Here is an 18307-nt window from a genome sequence, read left to right as displayed (position 1 = left end):
GCCCCTCTACTTCTTTGCCCGCTCCACCGCCGCAGGAGCGCCCGGTCGCACGGCCTTGTAGCGGTCGAGCCTGAGCTTGATCATCTCGTTGAACTTGCGGTGAACCTCCGAGACCGACAGCGTCTTGGTCTCGCCGCCGGCATCCGCATAGAAGATCGGCCGGTTTGCCTGGGCGGGCCGCGGCAGCAACTCGGCCGCCTTGGCGTCCGGCGTTTCCTCCATTGTCTCGATGAAGGTCTGGGCGGCGTCCGGCCCGAGGAAATGGATCAGGTAAATCTCGCCGCCGGTGAGATGGCGCCCCATCGCTTTTTCCAGCCGCAGCGTGTCCCGCTTCAGCATTTCGCCCGCCAGCAGCGCCGAGAGATAGGGCTCGCGCCTGAGATCGAGGATGCGCTGGCGCTCGGCCGCATCCGCCACGAAGAACTGCCGGCCGTTGCGGCCGATCAGCTTCGCCTCCGCCGCCAGCCCGTGCCTGGCCCCGAACTCGCTGACGACGCCGAGCCAGGTTTGCTCGATGAACTGGTAGAGCCCAGTCGCGGAGGAGGTCTTGGCCTGCACCGAGGTCGAGAAGGACGATTCCTTGTCCGCCACCGCCATCAGCAGCGTCGGATCGGCACCCACGACCTTGCCGGCGCGCACGATGGTCTCGACCAGATGCCGCCGGATCCGGATCGGCCCGAAGGTCAGCAACTGCTCGGGGTCGCCGCCGCTCGTGATCGGCGCTTGCGGAATGCGCGACGGTGCCGCGCCCGCAGGCAACCCCGGCAGCTTGGGCGGCACCAGCAGGATGTTGGCCGGCGGCAGCGCGAGCGGCACGACCGGGATTTCCGGCGGCGCCGCCTGCTCGCGAATCTGCGCCAGGCTGGGATCGGCCTTGAGCGCGAACTCTGTTGCCTCGCGCGCCGCTTCCAGGTCGCTCTCGACCGAGGAGATGACGAGCGAGGGCAGCGCCGCCGTCTGCAGCGGGGGCGCGCTCAGGACCGCCACCATCTCCGGATCGGGCGGCGCCTCCTCCTGGCGCAGTTTCGCCAGGGCGACGGCGAGCACGGCCGCCACGAGGCAGGCAATGCCGGCCGCCAGCGCGATCAGCGGCATTGGCCCGGGTCGCCGGCGCGTCGGGGATGGCACAGAGGCGGGTGCGGGTGTCGCGGAGGTCGAACCTCCCGACGGCGCCTGCGTCCCGGCAGCACCGCCCGGTACCGCCGCAGGCTGTGCAACCTCCCCGGCCACGCGGCGGCGCAGCGGCTCGAACCAGTCCGGCGCCTTCCCGGTCAGGGCCGAAAGGTCCCCGATCAGCCGCTTGGCCGTCAGGGCGGGCACGCCGGCCTCGCGCTCGAGAACGCCGACGGCGCCCTTGGCGCCCTCCTCCGCCATCAACCGCAGCGCGAAGAACCAGAGCTGCAGCGGTGTGCGGCGGTTGTCGAGCACCGTGCCGGCACCGGGCTGGAGCATGTAGTTGCAATGCTCGCAGGCGAAGGCGCGCAGCTTCGGGCGCGGTGCAAAGCGGCTGGGCCGGCCACAGGCCGGGCAGGTCAGGACGCTGGCGCCATGGCGCGCGCGCATCAGCGCCTCGAGGCAGGCCTCTTCGGGATAGGCCGCCTGGAACTGCCTGAAGCGCTCACCCATCGGCCCTCATCCGGCCGGCCCCCCGGATCGTCCCGTGCAGCCCCCGGCCCCATCGGCCGCACCGCTGCCGCAGCGGCAGATTAGAGCCCGCCCGCCCTCACGACAATGGCGGGCCGCGCCGGTCACGCCTGCAGCAGGCCCAGCCGGGCGACATCCTTGAGATGGACCGCAATCTCCTCCTCCGTCGCCCGCCGCAGCAGGTTTCCGACATCGGCGCCGGAGCCGTGCGCCTCGTCGAGGAAGGCGTTGAGATCCGCCAGCAGACGGGCCTCGTCGCGGGTGCCGTCGAGGAGGCAGACGAATTTGCGCACGATGACGCCGTCGAGCGCGACCATGCGGTGGCGCAGATCGGTGACCTCGCGCGCCGTCGTCGCCTGCCAGCGCGCCAGCGGGCTGGCCAGCGGCCGCTCGGAGACCGTCGTCGTTAGCGGTGGCGCCTCCAACCGGACATCGAGCAGACCTGCCCGGAAGATCGCGAGCAGCGCGTCCTCCAGCCGTCCGATCTCCCCGGCCGGGTCAGACCCCGTTTCGGCCCCGACATCCGCGACCGCCAGCGCGACGAGCCGCTCGAAGGCGATGCTGGCCGGCCAGGCCTGCCCAAGGCGGCGCAGCACCGCCTTGCAGAGCGGCAGGTCGACCGAGAGCCGGATGCCCTCGTCGAACTCGAAGCGATCGACACCCGGCCGGGCATCCTCGCCTTCGCCCGGCTCGACCAGACGGGTGCTGGCGGCGAGGTGATAAGGCTGGAGCGAGCTGCGCCCGATCCCGCGCCTCAGCACGATATCCTGCCGGCAGAGCAGCGTTTCGCGGAAGGCGCGGCCGATCAGCAGGTCGAGCGTCTGCTCGCGATGCACGGCGTCCTCGACCGGAATGCCGGCCAGCATGGCCTGGGCAGGCCCCTTCGCCGCGCCGAACTGGTTGGGGAAGGAGGCCTCCGCCAGGAACTGCAGCCCGTGCCGCGCCGCTGCATCGAGCACCTCATGCAGTGCGAAGGCGCGCGCGCCGGGATTGAGATCGTCGTGATAGAGCACATTGTCGGGCGTGTCGGCGAGCTGGCGCAGCCGCTGCCGCAGGGACGCGCCATGAAACGTCTCGCCATCGCTGGCCTCCGCGAAGGCCGCAAGCGCAGCCCGCGCGACGCGCACGCGCTCCTCGGGCTCGTGCACGTCGCGCGTGGCATAGAGCATGACGTCGCGCGCGAGATCGCGCAGCCGGCAGCCCGGCAAGGCGTTGTAGCTGACATAGGCGATTCCCCGCGCCGTCAGCAGCCGGCCGAACACCGCCAGGATCGCCTCGCGCACGATGTCCGGCACCCAGGAATAGACACCGTGGACGAGGATGTAGTCGAAGGAGCCGAGCTCCTCGCCGACCTCCAGGATGTCGCGGTGGTGAAAGGCGATGTTGCCGAGCCCCAGCTCCGCCTGGGCGGTGCGCGCCCGGGCGATGGCGCTGCCGCTCAGATCCAGCCCGACGAAATCGCTCTGCGGATACTGCGCCGCCATCGGCAGCAGGTTGCCGCCACGCCCGCAGCCGAGTTCGAGCACCCGCATCCGGTGCGGTGACGCCGCTTCCAGCCCATGGAGATGCGCGATGGTCGCCAGCCGCGCCGGATGGGTCTGCGCAAAGGCGTGGCCGGGATAGGCGACGGCATCATAGGGATTGATGGCTGTCTCGGTCATTCTCGCCATCGGCCTCCCGCCTGCTCGTCCGCCGCATGGGAGCAGGGCCGGGCCAGCGGCGCCTCATCCATTCGAAGGAGGGGCGCCATGCCTGCGGACCGGCCGCTCAGCAGCCGATGACCTTGAACTCGACGCGTCGGTCGAGCGCGTCGCTGGCGTCGTCCTTGCCGGTGCCGACGAGATTGTCGCGGTAGCCCCGCCCGGTCGCGATCATCCGGCTGCGGCCGTCGGGCATGCCGGTCAGCAGCAGGTCCATGATGAACTGCGCGCGGGCGACCGAGAGCCGCTCGTTGAGATGCGGCGTGCCGGTGCGCGAGGTATGCCCAACGATCTCGAGACAGGCGTTCTTCTGCTTCACCCGGGTCGCGATCTGGCTCAGCCACATCGGATAGGGCTCGGTCGTCTGCGGATTGTCGATGAACTGGGTCGAGCCCGGCCGGAACAGCAGCCGAACGGAAAGCTGCTCGGTGCCGAGCCCGTAATCGACGAGATCGCCGAAGGCCTCGACCGCATCGTCGCGCCGGCCGAGCTTGGCATTGGCGAGATAGGTTCCGACGCGCACGCGATGCTGGTCGCCCCCCGGCAGCTTTCGCGCGGTCCGGTAGAAGGCCAGCGCCTCGCGGAAGCGCTGCGCCTCATACTCGGTGATGCCGTCCTGGATCAGCGCATTGGCGCCGAGACGGTCGATATAGGCCGGCTCGAGCCGCCCGCCGACCTGCGTGCCCTGGCAGGTCTTCACATAGGCTTCGGTCGCTTGGTCCTTGGCCCAGACCGGCGTGTCCCGGAAATAGGGCGTCGGCGTCACGTCGACGGCTTCGGGGGTCACCCGCGCAACGCCCTTGGACACCACGGTGCGGGACTTCAGATCGGCGAGGCTCAGGCAGATGCGGAAGACGTCCGGCGGAGCCTCGTTACCGGCCTGGCTGATCGCGGTGAAGGTGCCGACGAGCACCACCGGGTCGCGCGCCAGCACCTCCGGCGTGAAGGGTTGGACGACGAAGCGCGGATGAGAGGCCTGGACGATCTCGATCAGCCGCTGCTGCATCGCCCGGGTGGCGACCGATTGCGCGCCGGAAGCGGCGTCGATGAGCGGATCGATCACCAGCTCGATGCGGTCGCCCTGGATCGCCGCCTTGGAGAAGAGATCCGCCGCGGCGCGCTGCAGCGCCTCGGGGAACGGAACCGGCGTCGGCGGCGCAGGCTGGGCCGAGGCGGCGCCCGCGGCGCCGGCGAGGCAAATCGCCGCCAGGAGCGAGCGCAGCCACCGGGCTGCCGCTGCGCGCCGATCATTCGTCATGATATCACCTGCGGCGATGGGCCGGGATCGCGGGATCAGCGGCACAGCTGCAACTGCTCCTTGGCCTGCGGGGTCAGTTCGCCGAGCTGGGCCCGCAGCAGGATCTCACTGCAGGTCGCCGCGCTGGGCCGCCCCGCCGGTGCCCGAGCGGGCTGGGTCCGTGCGGTGTTGCCGGGTGCCACGACGGCACGCTCGGCCGCTGCACGCTCGCCAAGGGAGCGCTCGGCCGGCGCGGCCGACGGCAGGAGCGAGGGCGAGACCGGCTCGGCGGGCGCCGACATCGTCAGCGTGCCCATCCGCGCCGCCATGGCCTGCTCCAGCACCACCCGCTCGTCGGCCAGCCGGCGCTTCTCGGTTTCCAGCGAGGCGAGCTCGCGCTCGCGACGGGCTACCTCGTCGGAGAGGCGCTGCCGCTCGGCCTGCTCCTGGGGCGCGGGAATCGGAACCGGCCGGATCGTGCCCGCAACCGGCGTCGCGGGACGCGTACCGGGCGCCGAGGCGAGATCGGGGCCGCTCTCGCTCTGGCGGCGGGCCAGATCCGTCGCCGCCTGCTGGCGGACGCGCTCGGCCCGCTCGACGCGCTCGAGCAGGGCTCGCTCGCGCTCGGCGAATTCCCGGGCCAGCAGCTCGCGCTCCTTGGCCTCTCCCGCACGACGCTCGATCAGGTCGAGCCGCGTGCGCGCATCGATGGTGAAGAAGCTGGTCGGATAGCGGCCGATGAAGTCGTGATAGACGGCCGGGTCCTCGCTGGTGCGGATCCGGCTCCAGACGTCGCTATCGGTCTCCGAGCGGTTTAGGTAGAAATCGCCAAGCAGCGAGAGCGACAGTTCCGGTGTCTGGCGGCCGTTGGTGGCGTCGTAGACGCTCTTCTGCACACGCCGGAACAGCGTCGCGACCTCCAGCCCCGGCTGCTCGATCTCGCGCACCAGCGCCGCCGTGAACGGGCTGTTGCGGCCCGTGCCGTCGGCGGCGGACATCGTTCGCCTGGGTGGCATAAGCGATCACCATGCCCTGCGCGCGGGCGACGGGCGCCAGACCGGTGCCGACGGCGAAGCTGCGGGTGCCCTGGCGCCGGGCGAGCTGGGTGACGAAGGGATTGTTGCGGCAGGCGTCGAGCACCATGATCTTGACGCCCTTGGAGAAGTTCAGGGCCGTCAGGACGTCGTTGAGCCGGGTCGTCTCGTATTGCACGCCGATCTCATCCTCCACCCGCGCCTCGACCGGCACGAGGAAGTTCTCGCCGTTGAACTGCAGGCCGTGGCCGGCATAGTAGAACATCGCGGCGTCGGCATCCTGCGCCAGCCGCGCGAAGCGCGTCACCGCCTGGTCCATGCCGCGCTTGTCGAGATTGACGCCGTCGACGACCTCGAAACCGATCCGGCGCAGGGCTACCGCCATGTCTTGCGCATCGTTGACCGTGTTCGACAGGACAGGCGCATTGGCATAGCCGGAATTGCCGATGACCAGCGCGACGCGACGCTCCGCCGTGGCCGCCGCCGGATGCACCAGCAGCAGCCAAGCAAGGCCCATCAGCAGGGAGACTCTGGCGATCAGGTTCATGCGGCCCTTTCCCGGCGTCAATCTAGCCGAGATGCCGCCGGAAATCCAGACGCCCCGGCCGCGACGAGCCCTCTGGAACCCGGCCCAAACCGTTGAGGAAAAGGCTATTTGGCTTGCCGCAACCCCCCTGCGCTGTTAGCCTCCGCAGGCTTCGGGGGCGCAGGAGATCAGGGCTGGTGCACAGGGTTCGGCTCGGCATCCTGTCGGTGCTGCTGATGCTGGCGGCCGTCGCTGCCGCGTACGCCCCGTCCGCTCTCGCCCAGGAGGCGGCCCGGCCGCGGAGCAAGGCTCCGGCCGATGCGAGGCTCGGCTTCATCGGCATTGCGGAGGGCGCCCGCCTGCCGGGCAAGTTTCTCGTCCGTTTCGCGCTGTCGGGCATGGAGGTCGCCCCCGCCGGGCAGAAGCAGGCCAATGCCGGCCATCACCACATCCTGATCGACACCGAGCTGCCGCCGCTCGACCAGCCGATTCCGAGCGACTTCAACCATCTCCATCTCGGCAGCGGCCAGACCGAGATCGAGGTCGTGCTGCCGCCGGGGCGCCATACGCTGCAGCTGCTCTTCGCCGATCACGATCATGTGCCCCACGACCCACCGGTGATGTCGCCGCGCATCACCGTCGAGATCATTGAGGAGGCGGAGGAGAAGCCGCGCGTCGCAGCGCCCCAGGGAGCACGCGTGTTCTTCGTCGATCTGGTCGACGGCGCCACCATTCCCTCGCGCTCGATCATCCGCTTCGGCGCGGAGGGGGTCGTGCTGTCCCCGGCCGGCACCAAGCATCCCAATGGTGGCCATCACCACCTGCTGATCGACACCGAGCTGCCGCCACTGGACCACGAGATTCCGAGCGACTTCAACCATGTCCATTTCGGGCGCGGCCAGACCGAGGCGGAGATCACACTGCCGCCGGGCGAGCACACGCTGCAGCTGCTGATGGGCGACCACGATCACGTTCCGCATGATCCGCCGCTGATGTCCCCGCGCATCCGGGTGCGGGTCGTCGAGGGGGAGCAGGTGGCGACGGTGGCACGACCCGCGACGCGGGCCGACGGCAAGCCCGTCCTGACCCCTGCCCCGCCCGACGCCGCCGTCTATTTCATCTATCCGCGCGATGGCGACGTGATCTTCCCGAACACCACCGTCCGCTTCGGGCTGCGCAACATGGGCGTCGCTCCGGCCGGCGTCGCCAAACCAAATACGGGCCATCACCATCTCATCGTCAACGCGCCGACGCCGCCGCTCGACGAGGCGATCCCCGCCGATCTCAACCACATCCATCTCGGCGGCGGGCAGACCGAGCGACGCATCACCCTGCCCCGCGGCGAGCATACGCTGCAGCTGGTCTTCACCGACGAGAACCATGTGCCGCATGATCCGCCGATCGTATCCGAACGCATCCGGGTGACGGTTGCGCCCGGCGGCAGGCGCCCGGAGAAGCGGCGATGAACCCGTCACGCCTGATCCGGAGCCTCGCTGCCCTCCTCGCCGCTTCGGCCCTGCTCGCGGCGTCCCCGGCGCTCGCGCAGTCGGGCTCGGGCCGTCAGCCCGCGCCGAAGGGGGCGGAGGTCTATTTCCATTATCCGCTGGATGGGCTGCGCGTCCCCGAGCGCTTTACCGTCCGGATGGGGCTGAAGGAGATGGGCCTCGCGCCCGCCGGCACCGAATGGGCGAATACCGGCCATCACCATCTCTTGATCAACACCGAGCCCGGTCCGCCCGACCAGCCCATTCCGTCCGACTACAACAACATCCATCTCGGCAACGGCCAGAGCGAGGTGGTGGTGACCCTGCCCAAGGGGCGGCACACCTTGCAGCTGCTGCTGGGAGACCATAACCACGTGCCGCATGACCCGCCGGTGATGTCGCGCAAGATCACGATCCATGTCCGCTGAGTCGTGCCGGTGCGGTTGAAGGGCCTCGGGAGGGAAATGAGGAACAGCATGTCCTGGTGGCGCGGCCTGGCCCTGGCGATCGGCGCCCTGCTGCTGTCGGGCACCGCCGGCCTCGCCCAGTCCGGGGATGCGGGCGCCCGGCGCGTCGGCCTCGTCATCGGCAATGGGGGCTATGCGACGGCGCCTGTGGCCGGTGTGGCGGCCGATGCCCGCGCCGTGGCCGAGGCGCTCCGAGAGGGCGGCTTCGATGTTGTCACCGCCGAGGACGCCACCGGCGCCGCCTTGCAGGATGCCATCGCGGCTTTCTCCGCCAGGCTCGGGCGCGGCGCGCAGGCGGTCGTGTTCTATGCCGGCCATGCGGTCCAGCAGCGCGGCCGCAACTTCCTCGTCCCCGTCGATCCGCGCCTGCGTTCGGCCGCCGACATCGCCCGCGCGGCGGTCGATCTCGACCTGCTGCTCGATGCGCTGATCGTGGCCCGGCCCTCCAGCGCCTTGGTCGTCCTCGACGCCAGCCGCGAAAACCCCTGGCAGGCGGAGATCGCCGGCCCCGCCAAGGGCCTGCTCGCCATCGAGCGGATGGATGCGATCAGCGTGATGTTCACCACGGCGCCGGGCCGCACCGTCGCCGACCGCGGCAATCCGGCCGTGGACGAGTGGGTCAAGGCGATCCGCACGCCCGGCCTCGACATGCAGGCCGCCTTGGCCCGCACCCGAGACGCCGTGGCAAGACAGACCCGCCGCGCCCAGCAGATCTGGACCTCCTCCGAGCCGCCGGCCGGCCTCATCGTCACGCCGGTGGCTCGTCCGGCGCAGATCGCGCAGACCAACCGCGCCGTCATCCCGCTGCCGCCGCCGGAATCGCCCGCCGCGAGGCAGGACGCCTATGAGCTCGCCTTCTGGGAGTCGATCCGCTCCAGCGAGAACCCGGCCGAGTACCGCGCCTATCTCAACGCCTATCCGGATGGGCGCTTCGCTTCGCTCGCCCGCACCCGCGAACAGCAATTCGCGGCGCGCCAGAACGCCGCCGCCACGCCTCCCGCACCGACGCCCCAGCCGGCGCCACCGGTCGCCTCCCTGCGCGAGCCGCCGCGCGCGCCTGCCCCGCCGGCGGCCACACCCGCGGCCCGCACCGTGCGCGACTGCGACGACTGCCCGGAGCTCGTCGCGATCCGCCCCGGCAGCTTCGAGATGGGCGCCAACGAGCTCTACGAATTCGAGAAGCCGGTCCACACGGTGACGATCCGCGACGGCTTCCACATCGGCGTGCGCGAGGTCACCTTCGACGAATGGGATGCCTGCGTCGACCAGGGCGGCTGCAGCCACCGCCCGAACGACCGCGGGCTCGGCCGCGGCAAGCGCCCTGTGACGGACATCCACTGGAACGACGCCAACGCCTATCTCGCCTGGCTCTCGACCCGCACCGGCAAGCGCTACCGCCTGCCGAGCGAGGCGGAGTGGGAGTATGCCGCGCGCGGCGGCACGAGCACGACCTATCCCTGGGGGGCGACGCTGGTGAAGGAGCGCGCCAACTGCGTCGGCTGCAACGAGCCGACGCGTCGGCAGGCGGTCGAGACCGGCCAGTTCCCGCCCAACGGCTTCGGGCTCTTCGACATGGCCGGCAACGCCGCCGAATGGGTCGCCGATTGCTGGAGCGACAGCTACCGCACGACGCCACGCGACGGCAGCGCCTTCACAGCGCCGGGTTGCCGCGAGCGCGTGCTGCGCGGCGGCTCCTTCAACAACGATCCGCGCTATCTGCGCTCGGCCGCCCGCTTCAAATACGAGGCCGATGTGCGCTTCTTCACCAACGGCTTCCGGGTCGTCAGGGAGCCCTAGAGCCGGCCTCCCGGAACCACAGGCGCAGCGGAATGGCCTGCTCGCCGCCGCAGGCGACGAAGCTGTGGCGCTCCTGCGAGAGCGTGCCGGAGAAACGGCAGGAGGCGCCCGCCAGCGTCATCTCGGCGCTGTAGCGCTCGCCGCGCAGGGTCAGGCGGATCTGGCCGCTCTTCTCCGGCGTTTCGCCGGGCCCGCAGACCGCATTGTGCTTCATCAGCAGCGGGCCCGACAGGGAGGCGGCGCCCGAACGCCCCGCCCCCTCCTCGGAGAGCGTCGCGGTGACGTCCCATTCGCCGAGATAGCCGAACCGGCCGACGAGGTCGCGCGCCGGCGCCTCGACCCCGAAACCGATCAGGCACAGCACGGCCAGACAACCCCGGATCAAGCGCGTCACGCTCCTCTGCTCCGGATCGAAGCTAGCATGGCGACGCGATGCGGCAAGGCTTGCGCGAGCCAGCGGCGGGACTGGGCGGAGAATAGGAGAAACATGGAGCGGGTACCGGGAATCGAACCCGGGTATTCAGCTTGGAAGGCTGCTGCTCTACCATTGAGCTACACCCGCGCTGCCCTCGAAATTCCCCAGCGGCGGCCGGAAGTCAACCCGTTCCGAGCACGGGCCGCACCGTTTCCGGCGTCGCAGTGCGCGCCATCGCGGGCTCGCTGCGGAAATAGCCGAGCAGCCGCAGCGCGTTGAGCGTGACCAGCACGGTCCCGCCGGTATCGGCGAGGATCGCGACCCACAGCCCCGTCGCACCGATGACGGTGGTGACGAGGAACAGCGCCTTCAGGCCGAGCGCCAGCGCGATGTTCTGGCGGATATTGGCCATCGTCGCCCGCGCCAGCCCGATCAGCGCCGGCACGTCGCCGACGCGGTCATGCAGCAGCGCCGCATCGGCCGCCTCGATCGCGACACGCGTGCCCGAGCCCATGGCGATGCCGACCTGCGCGCTGGCGAGCGCCGGCGCATCGTTGATGCCGTCGCCGACCATGGCGACGCGGCCGCTACGGGCGAGCTCGGCCACGGCCTTCGCCTTGTCGGCGGGCAGCATCCCGGCCGTGACCGCGACGCCGAGCGCCGCGCCGACCGCTGCCGCCGCGCGCGGGTTGTCACCGGTCAGCATCAGCGGGCGGATGCCCATGGCATTGAGCCGGCCGATCGCCGCCGCCGCATCCGGCCGCGGCTCGTCGCGCAACGCGAGCAACCCGACCGCCCGCGCCGCGCTGACCACGACGACGACAGTCTTGCCCTCGCCTTCGAGCCGGTCGATCGCCGCAAGGGCCGCCTCCGGCAGGGTCGCCCAGGCGGCGGCATGGCGCGGCGCGCCGACGAAGACGGCCACCTCCCCGATCGTGCCCGCCATGCCCTTGCCCGGCACCGCCGCGACATCCTCCGCCGCGACGATAGCCACCGCCTCGGCTTCAGCCCGCGCGACGATGGCCGCCGCGAGCGGATGGCTGGAGCGCCGCTCGACCGCCGCCGCCAGCGCAAGAACCTGCGGCGCACCGCCCTCCAGCGCCACGACATCGGTGACGACGGGGCGGCCGATCGTCAGCGTGCCCGTCTTGTCGAAGGCGACGGTGTCGACGCCCGCCAGCGCCTCGATCACCGCGCCGCCCTTGATCAGGAGCCCGCGCCGCGCCGCCGTGGCCAGGCTGGAGGCGATCGCGGCGGGAACCGAGATCACCAGCGCGCAGGGGCAGCCGATCAGCAGCAAAGCGAGCCCGCGATAGATCCACTCGCCCCAGGCGCCGCCCGCGAGCAGCGGCGGCAGCACCGCCACCAGCAGCGACAGCCCGACGATGAAGGGCATGTAGATCCGCGAGAAGCGGTCGATGAAGCGCTCCGTCGGCGCCTTGGCGTCCTGCGCCTCGGCGACGAGCGCGACGATGCGCGCGATCATCGTGTCCTGCGCCGCCCGGCCGACACGGATCGTCAGCGCGGCCTCGTGATTGACGGTGCCGGCGAAGACCTCCGACCCGGGCTCCTTGGCCTTCGGCATCGATTCACCGGTGATGGGCGCCTCGTCGACGCTGGAGGTGCCCGTCAGCACGGAGCCGTCGGCCGGGATGCGGTCGCCCGGGCGCACCAGTACGCTCTGGCCGATGCGCAGGCTCTCGGCCGGGACCTCGCGGACGGTGCCGCCCTCCTCGAGCCAGGCGGTCTGCGGCACCAGCGCGGCGAGCGAGCGGATGCCGGAACGGGCCTTCTCGGCGGCCACGCCCTCCAGAACCTCGCCGACACAGAAGAGGAAGACGACGATGGCCGCCTCCTCCGCCGCACCGATGACGAGCGCGCCGGCCACCGCGATCGTCATCAGCATCTCGATGGTGAAGGGCGCACCGGCCCGCGCCGAGACAATGGCCCGGCGCGCCACCGGAGCCGCCGCAAGCAGGCCCGCGGCGATGAACAGCGGGTCGTGCCAGCCCGGCGCGAACACGCCGACCAGATAGGCCAGCGCGACCAGCGCGCCCGAGGCGATGGCGAGCCGGCCCTTGGCCTGGCGCCACCAGGTGGAAGGCGCCTCGCGCCGCAGCGACACAGCCTGCGTCGCCACGAGCCGGCTCGGCCTGTAGCCCAGCGTCGCGATGCGGCTCTCGATCGCGTCGGGCTGGGTCAGCCCCTCGTCGAGGCGCAGCGCCAGAGTCTCCTTGGTCACGGAGATTCGGATGTCCGAGACGCCCGGCAGGCGCTCCAGCGCCGTACGAATGGTCTGGGCGCAGTTGCCGCAATCCATGCCATGCACCTGCCAGAGCAGCGCGCCCGGCTCATCCGCCGGCAGTGCGTCGGCCGCTTGCGCCGCATGCGGATGACCATGGGCATGGTCGTGATCGTGATCATGGCCGCAGCCCGGGCCGTGGCTGTGCGGAGCGGTAGCGGCAGCAGGCGGGGCGTGATCATGTCCGCAGCAGCAGGCGGACCCGCAGGTCGCAGGCGCCGGAGAGACGGCTTCAGGAGCCTTCGTAGCGAGATCGGAAACGGGTCTGGACATGGGGCACCGGGCGTCGTGAATCGCGAACCGGCCAGACCCTACTTCCTGTAGCCACTAGAGGTTCAAGCGCTTTCTCGGCCCCGCTCCGGCTGCGGCCGCAGCCCGGCCATGCGCCGCAAGCGGCGGCCGGAAACCGCGCAGCCGCAGCGCATTGGCGACGACACTGACGCTGGAGAGCGCCATGGCGAGCCCCGCCACCATCGGCGACATCAGGATGCCGAAGGCCGGGTAGAGCACGCCAGCCGCAACCGGGATCAGCACCGCATTGTAGCCGAAAGCCCAGAACAGGTTCTCGGCGATGTTGCGCAGCGTCGCGCGCGACAGCGCCACCGCGTTCGCCACATTGCGCAGATCGCCCGACATCAGCACGACATCGGCGCTCTCGATCGCGATGTCCGTGCCGGTGCCGATGGCGAGCCCGACATCGGCCTTCGCCAGCGCCGGAGCGTCGTTGATGCCGTCGCCGACGAAGGCGACGCGGGCACCCCCTGCCTGCAGCCGCTCGATCACCGCGACCTTGCCGGCCGGCAGCACCTCCGCGACGACCTCGTCGACCGGCAGGCCGCGCGCGATCGCCTCGGCGGTGCGCCGGTTGTCGCCGGTGATCATCACGATCCGCAGGCCCTGCGCCCGCAGCGCCTCGAGCGCTTCGCGGCTGGTCTCCTTGACGGGGTCCGAGACGGCGAGGATGGCGGCAAGCCGCCCGTCGACTGCGGCATAGAGCGGCGACTTGCCTTCGCCTCCGAGCCGCGCCGCCGTCGCGGCAAAAGGCGAAAGGTCGATGCCCTCCCGCGCCAGCAGCCGGTCGGCCCCGACCAACAGCGCCCGTCCCTCGACGGTGGCCGTGACGCCATAACCGGGCTCGGCGGCGAAGGCGGCGGGCTCGGGCAGGATTTGGCCGCCCTGCCGGGCCGCCGCGACGATGGCCTGCGCGATCGGGTGCTCCGAGCGCGTCTCGACCGCCGTCACCAGCCGCAGAACCTCGTCGCGCGAGAAGCCCGCGGTGACCTCCACATCCGTCAGTTCGGGCTTGCCCCGCGTGATCGTGCCGGTCTTGTCGAGCGCGACGACCGTGACGTCGCGCAGGGCCTGCAGCGCCTCGCCGCGCCGGAACAGCACGCCCATCTGCGCCGCCTTGCCGGTGCCGACCATGATCGAGGTCGGCGTCGCCAGCCCCATCGCGCAGGGACAGGCGATGATCAGCACCGCGACCGCATTGACGATCGCCAGCGACAGCGCCGGGCTCGGCCCGAAGATCAGCCAGACCCCAAAGGTCAGCAGCGCGGCGGCCATGACGGCGGGCACGAACCACATCGTCACCTTGTCGACCAGCGCCTGGATCGGCAGCTTCGAGGCTTGGGCTGCCTCCATCGTCCGCACGATTCCCGCCAGAAGCGTGTCCGCGCCGATGCGCGTCGCGCGGAAGCGGAAGGCTCCGGTCCCGTTGACCGTGCCGCCGATCACCGTGGAACCGACCGCCTTCTCGACGGGGATCGGCTCGCCGGTCAGCATGGACTCGTCGACGAAGGAGGCCCCCTCCACCACCTCGCCATCGACCGGCAGCCGTTCGCCAGGCCGCACCAGCACGATGTCGCCGGGCCGCACCTGCGCGACGGCTAACTCCTGCTCGCGGCCCTCGCGCAGCACCAGAGCGGTCTTGGCCTGCAGCTTCAAAAGCCGGCGGATCGCATCGCCGGTCTGGCCCTTGGCCCGGGCCTCGGCATAGCGGCCGAACAGGATCAGCGTGACGATGACCGCGCCGGCCTCGAAATAGGTGTGGTCGAGCCCGGCCGGCAGCAGCGCGGGCGCGAAGGTCGAGACCACCGAATAGAGATAGGCCGTCGTCGTGCCCAACATGACGAGCGAGTTCATGTCGGGCGCGCCGCGCAGCAGTGCCGGCCCACCCTTGCGGTAGAATTGCAGCCCCGGCCCGAACTGCACCAGGCTCGCCAGGATGAAGGACAGGATGCGCAGATTGGCCGCACCGAAGCTCTCGGCCAGCGCGTGATGCAGCGTGTCGGAGAGATGCGAACCCATCTCGATCACGACGATCGGCAGCGTCGCCAGTGCGGCCAGGGTCAGGTCGCGGCGCAGGCCTGACAGCTCGGCGTCGCGCCGCGCGCTGTCGCGATCGGCCTGGGAAGCCGCCTCCCGCACGGGCTCGGCCGGATAGCCGGCCTTAGCCAGAGCCGCCGCGATGGCCGCCACCGTGCCCTCCCCGCCTATGTGGTGCGCATGGGCGCGGCCCGTGGCGAGGTTGACGCTGCCCTCCAGCACGCCCGGCACGGAAAGCAGCGCGCGCTCGACCCGCCCGACGCAGGAGGCGCAGCTCATCCCCTCGACAGAAAAATCGGTCTCGTCCTCCTGCGGCGTGTAGCCGGCCGCCCGGATCGCGGCCAGGACGGGCGCCACGCCGGCATCGGCGTCGAGCCCGACGCTCACCCGCTGCGTCGCCAGATTGACCGAAGCCCCGCGGACGCCCGGCACGGCCAGGATCGCCTTTTCGACCCGGCCGACGCAGGACGCGCAGCTCATCCCCTCGACGGGGATCGCGAGCGTCGTCGCGCCGTCCGGCTTGGGAAGATCGGTCAGGGTCATCGGCTCAGGCTCCGGCTGTCGCGTCAGAGCCGGAGATGGGGCTTCCCATCATGGGAAGGTCAAGGGGCAGACCGCGGATAATCCGTCAGGTGATGCGGCGCACGCTGGCGGCGATCTCCTCCGGCTCGAACAGCCGCTTCCAGTCCGGCTTCAGGATCGTGTCCTTGCCGAAGACGATCGCCTTGTTGCAGGCGTCCGAGAACACGCCCTGCACCTGCTCGAAGGTGACGGCGGCGAGGATGTTCATGTGTCCGAGCAGGAAGTCGCGCGCCGCCTCGCGCGGGACGCCGCGGGCGATCGCCTCCTCCATCGCCTCGCGCATCGCGTCGAGCAGGGTGGCGCAGACGGTTTCCGACAGGCCAGGCTCCAGGATCGCCATCTGCTCGACCGTGACGCGGTGCGAACGCATCACGGGCGCCCATATCGCCCGCGCGACCTCCTCGCCGAGCGCATAATGCTCTTCAGGCCCCTGCATCAGCGCGTTGACGATGTGCTGCTTGGCCGCGATGCCGCCGAAATGATCGGCCTTGGCGGCCGGGTCGGTCTCGTCGTTGAAGATCGGCGGGTGGCAGGGATGGGTGACGAAATAGGTGATGTCGGCTCGTTCCGGCAGATGGCCGGCATGGGGCGCGGCGGCGTCGAGGATCACCACGATCGTGCCCGAAGCCAGCTTCGGCAACAGCGTCGTCGCCACCGCGCCGACATGGGTGTCCGGAACGGCCAGCACGACCACCTCCGCCCCTGCGATCGCCTCCTCGGCCTCGAGGCAATCGAGCCCGAAGGCGGCGCGCACCCGCTCCTGCCCGGCCGGGCTGACCTCGACCGGCCGCATGGTGAAGCGCGAGGCGGCGAGATTGCGGCCCAGCCGCATGCCCATCTTGCCGCCCGCTCCGAACAGAGCCACCACCGTCATCGTCGATCTCCTCAACTGGTATGATGAGTTCGTCCCACAACAGTGCTTGGTGGTCAATCTGGTATGATGACATAATGAATCATGTCTCCCGCCTTTGACGAGCACCCCGTGACGACCGAGCCGATCCCCCGCCGCAAGCTGCATCAGGAGGTCCTCGACCGGCTGATGGCCCGCATCCGCTCGGGAGAGTTCGCACCGGGCGCGCAATTGCCCTCCGAGCGCGAGTTGATGGACGCCTATGGCGTCGGCCGCCCCTCGATCCGCGAGGCGCTGCAGCAGCTGGAGCGCGCCGGCATCATCGGGATCAGCCATGGCGAGCGCGCCCGCGTGCTGCTGCCGACCGCGCAGGGCATCGTCGGGCAGATGGCCGAGTCGGCGCACTATCTGCTGAGCGTCGATCCCGACGCGCTGAACCATCTCAAGGAGGCGCGCATCCTGCTGGAATCCGGCATCGCCCGGCTCGCGGCCCAACGCGCCGATGCCGCCGGCCTCGCTTTGCTGCGCCAGCGCCTCGACGAGCATCGCACAGCCGGACTCGACGACTTCCTCAGCCGCGACATCGCCTTTCATCGCCAGATCGCGGTGATGAGCGGCAACCCGGTCTTTCCCGCCGCGGTCGAGGCGATGCTGGGCTGGCTCGGTGCATCCTATGTCACGCTGGTGCGGGCACCGGGCGCCGAACGCCTGACGCTGGCGGAGCACCAGCGCATCCATGACGCGATCGCGGCGGGCGATGGCGACGCCGCGGCCCAGGCGATGACGGACCATCTGAGCCGGGCCAATGCGCTCTACCGCAGCCTCGCCCCGCCCGCCGCGGCGGACGATCGCCGCTGAGACGCAGCCCGGGCGAAGCCTCCGCCCTTCCAGCGCCCGGCGTCAGCGCAGCGGCGGCGCATAGAGCACGCCGCCCATGCTCCAGAGCTGGTTGAGCCCGCGCGGGATGGCGAGCTTGGAGCCGGTCCCGAGATTGCGCTCATAGATCTCGGCATAGTTGCCGCCCGCCCGCACGGCCTTGACCGCCCAGTCCGGATCGAGCCCCAGCGCCTTGCCGAACCCGCCCTCGGCACCGGTGAAGCGGCGCACATCGGGCTTCTGCGACGCCAGCGCGGCCGTCAGGGTGGTCGAGGAGATGCCCAGCTCCTCGGCGTTGATCAGGGCGAAATTCACCCATTTGACCACGGTGAACCAGGCGAAATCGTCGCTGCGCACGACCGGGCCAAGCGGCTCCTTGGAGATGACGTCCGGCAGCACGATCGCATCGCCCGGCTTGGCAAGCCTCAGCCGCTCGCCATAGAGCGCCGACTGGTCGCGGGTCAGGACGTCGCACTGCCCGGATTCGAAGGCCGCAAAGGCCTCGGCGGCGCCGGGGAAAAGCTTTTCCTCATAGGTCAGGGAATTCGCCCGGAAGAAATCGGCGAGGTTGGCCTGCGAGGTCGTGCCCGTCTCGACGCAGATCTTCGCCTTGTCGAGCGCCAGCGCCCCGTCCACGCGCAGCGCCCGCTTCGCCAGGAAGCCCTGCCCGTCATGATAGGTGATGCCGGCGAAGGCGAGGCCGAGTTCCGCCTCGCGTCCGAGCGTCCAGGTCGAGTTGCGCGAGAGCAGGTCGACCTTCGCCGCCTTGAGGGCGTCGAAGCGCTCGCTCGCCGAGAGCGGCGTGAAGCTGACCTTCTGCGGATCGCCCAGCACGGCGGCCGCCAGCGCCCGGCAGAAATCGACGTCGAAACCCGACCATGCCCCCTGCGCGTCCTTGGCGGAAAAGCCGTTCAGCCCCTCGCTGACGCCGCAATGGAGGACCCCGCGCTGCTTGACCGTCACCAGGGTTGCTGCAGCAGCCGGGAGGGAGAGCACGGCGGTCGATCCGACGGCGGCGAGGACGCCGAGAACCAGACGGCGAAGCGATGAGACCTGCGACATGAC

At 70.7% G+C, this 18307-nt stretch carries 13 protein-coding genes, 1 tRNA gene and 1 pseudogene; 4 read left to right on the top strand and 11 right to left on the bottom strand.

Going from position 1 to position 18307, the window contains the following annotated elements; translation table 11 throughout:
* Nucleotides 1-6: 6 nt before the first annotated feature.
* The 5 genes and pseudogenes from ABIE41_RS14275 to ABIE41_RS14255 form a co-directional block, all read right to left on the bottom strand.
* Nucleotides 7-1626 carry a transglycosylase SLT domain-containing protein gene (locus ABIE41_RS14275; RefSeq protein WP_354192304.1) on the bottom strand — a complete coding sequence of 540 codons (1620 nt, stop codon included), beginning with the start codon at nucleotides 1624-1626 and terminating at the stop codon, nucleotides 7-9.
* Between the two features lie 122 nt (nucleotides 1627-1748).
* Entirely contained in the window at nucleotides 1749-3305 is a 1557-nt protein-coding gene (locus ABIE41_RS14270) for a methyltransferase domain-containing protein (RefSeq protein ID WP_192641048.1), read from the bottom strand.
* A 106-nt stretch (nucleotides 3306-3411) separates the two neighbouring features.
* Nucleotides 3412-4602, bottom strand: coding sequence for an OmpA family protein (locus ABIE41_RS14265; protein WP_354192301.1), 1191 nt, complete (start codon nucleotides 4600-4602; stop codon nucleotides 3412-3414).
* 35 nt (nucleotides 4603-4637) lie between these two features.
* Nucleotides 4638-5579: a caspase family protein gene (locus ABIE41_RS14260; RefSeq protein ID WP_354192299.1), complete on the bottom strand. Its 942-nt coding sequence runs from the start codon at nucleotides 5577-5579 to the stop codon at nucleotides 4638-4640.
* 55 nt (nucleotides 5580-5634) lie between these two features.
* Nucleotides 5635-6132: pseudogene (locus ABIE41_RS14255) on the bottom strand (caspase family protein); the annotation flags it as partial.
* A gap of 206 nt (nucleotides 6133-6338) precedes the next feature.
* Between ABIE41_RS14255 and ABIE41_RS14250 the strand changes: the two are divergent.
* From ABIE41_RS14250 to ABIE41_RS14240, 3 genes are read left to right on the top strand one after another with little or no spacing between them, the layout of a single operon-like run.
* A complete protein-coding gene (locus ABIE41_RS14250; RefSeq protein WP_354192297.1) occupies nucleotides 6339-7607 on the top strand; it encodes a DUF4399 domain-containing protein in 1269 nt (422 codons plus the stop codon).
* Nucleotides 7604-8053, top strand: a complete 450-nt coding sequence (locus tag ABIE41_RS14245) for a DUF4399 domain-containing protein (protein ID WP_192641046.1) — start codon at nucleotides 7604-7606, stop codon at nucleotides 8051-8053. Before ABIE41_RS14250 ends, ABIE41_RS14245 begins: the two co-directional genes overlap by 4 nt.
* Before the next feature lie 48 nt (nucleotides 8054-8101).
* Nucleotides 8102-9889, top strand: a complete 1788-nt coding sequence (locus tag ABIE41_RS14240) for an SUMF1/EgtB/PvdO family nonheme iron enzyme (RefSeq protein ID WP_192641045.1) — start codon at nucleotides 8102-8104, stop codon at nucleotides 9887-9889.
* Here ABIE41_RS14240 and ABIE41_RS14235 read toward each other — a convergent pair.
* The 5 genes from ABIE41_RS14235 to ABIE41_RS14215 form a co-directional block, all read right to left on the bottom strand.
* Nucleotides 9876-10283 carry a hypothetical protein gene (locus tag ABIE41_RS14235; protein WP_192641044.1) on the bottom strand — a complete coding sequence of 136 codons (408 nt, stop codon included), beginning with the start codon at nucleotides 10281-10283 and terminating at the stop codon, nucleotides 9876-9878. The genes ABIE41_RS14240 and ABIE41_RS14235 overlap by 14 nt on opposite strands.
* Before the next feature lie 94 nt (nucleotides 10284-10377).
* Nucleotides 10378-10451 (bottom strand) — tRNA-Gly (locus ABIE41_RS14230).
* A gap of 34 nt (nucleotides 10452-10485) precedes the next feature.
* Nucleotides 10486-12879, bottom strand: coding sequence for a heavy metal translocating P-type ATPase (locus ABIE41_RS14225; RefSeq protein ID WP_192641043.1), 2394 nt, complete (start codon nucleotides 12877-12879; stop codon nucleotides 10486-10488).
* Between the two features lie 54 nt (nucleotides 12880-12933).
* Nucleotides 12934-15477: a heavy metal translocating P-type ATPase gene (locus tag ABIE41_RS14220; RefSeq protein WP_354192293.1), complete on the bottom strand. Its 2544-nt coding sequence runs from the start codon at nucleotides 15475-15477 to the stop codon at nucleotides 12934-12936.
* 85 nt (nucleotides 15478-15562) lie between these two features.
* The gene (locus ABIE41_RS14215) at nucleotides 15563-16390 is read right to left on the bottom strand and encodes a phosphogluconate dehydrogenase C-terminal domain-containing protein (protein WP_192641042.1); all 828 of its coding nucleotides are present in this window, start codon (nucleotides 16388-16390) and stop codon (nucleotides 15563-15565) included.
* 81 nt (nucleotides 16391-16471) lie between these two features.
* Here ABIE41_RS14215 and nanR point away from each other — a divergent pair, with 81 nt between their 5' ends.
* Nucleotides 16472-17224, top strand: coding sequence for a transcriptional regulator NanR (gene nanR / locus ABIE41_RS14210; protein ID WP_192641041.1), 753 nt, complete (start codon nucleotides 16472-16474; stop codon nucleotides 17222-17224).
* A 42-nt stretch (nucleotides 17225-17266) separates the two neighbouring features.
* Here nanR and ABIE41_RS14205 read toward each other — a convergent pair whose 3' ends face one another.
* Complete coding sequence (locus ABIE41_RS14205; protein ID WP_192641040.1) at nucleotides 17267-18304, bottom strand: amino acid ABC transporter substrate-binding protein; 1038 nt, start codon at nucleotides 18302-18304, stop codon at nucleotides 17267-17269.
* Nucleotides 18305-18307 lie beyond the last annotated feature (3 nt).

The organism is Bosea sp. OAE506, assembly GCF_040546595.1.
GTDB lineage: Bacteria > Pseudomonadota > Alphaproteobacteria > Rhizobiales > Beijerinckiaceae > Allobosea.
This window is presented reverse-complemented; position numbering and strand designations above follow the sequence as displayed.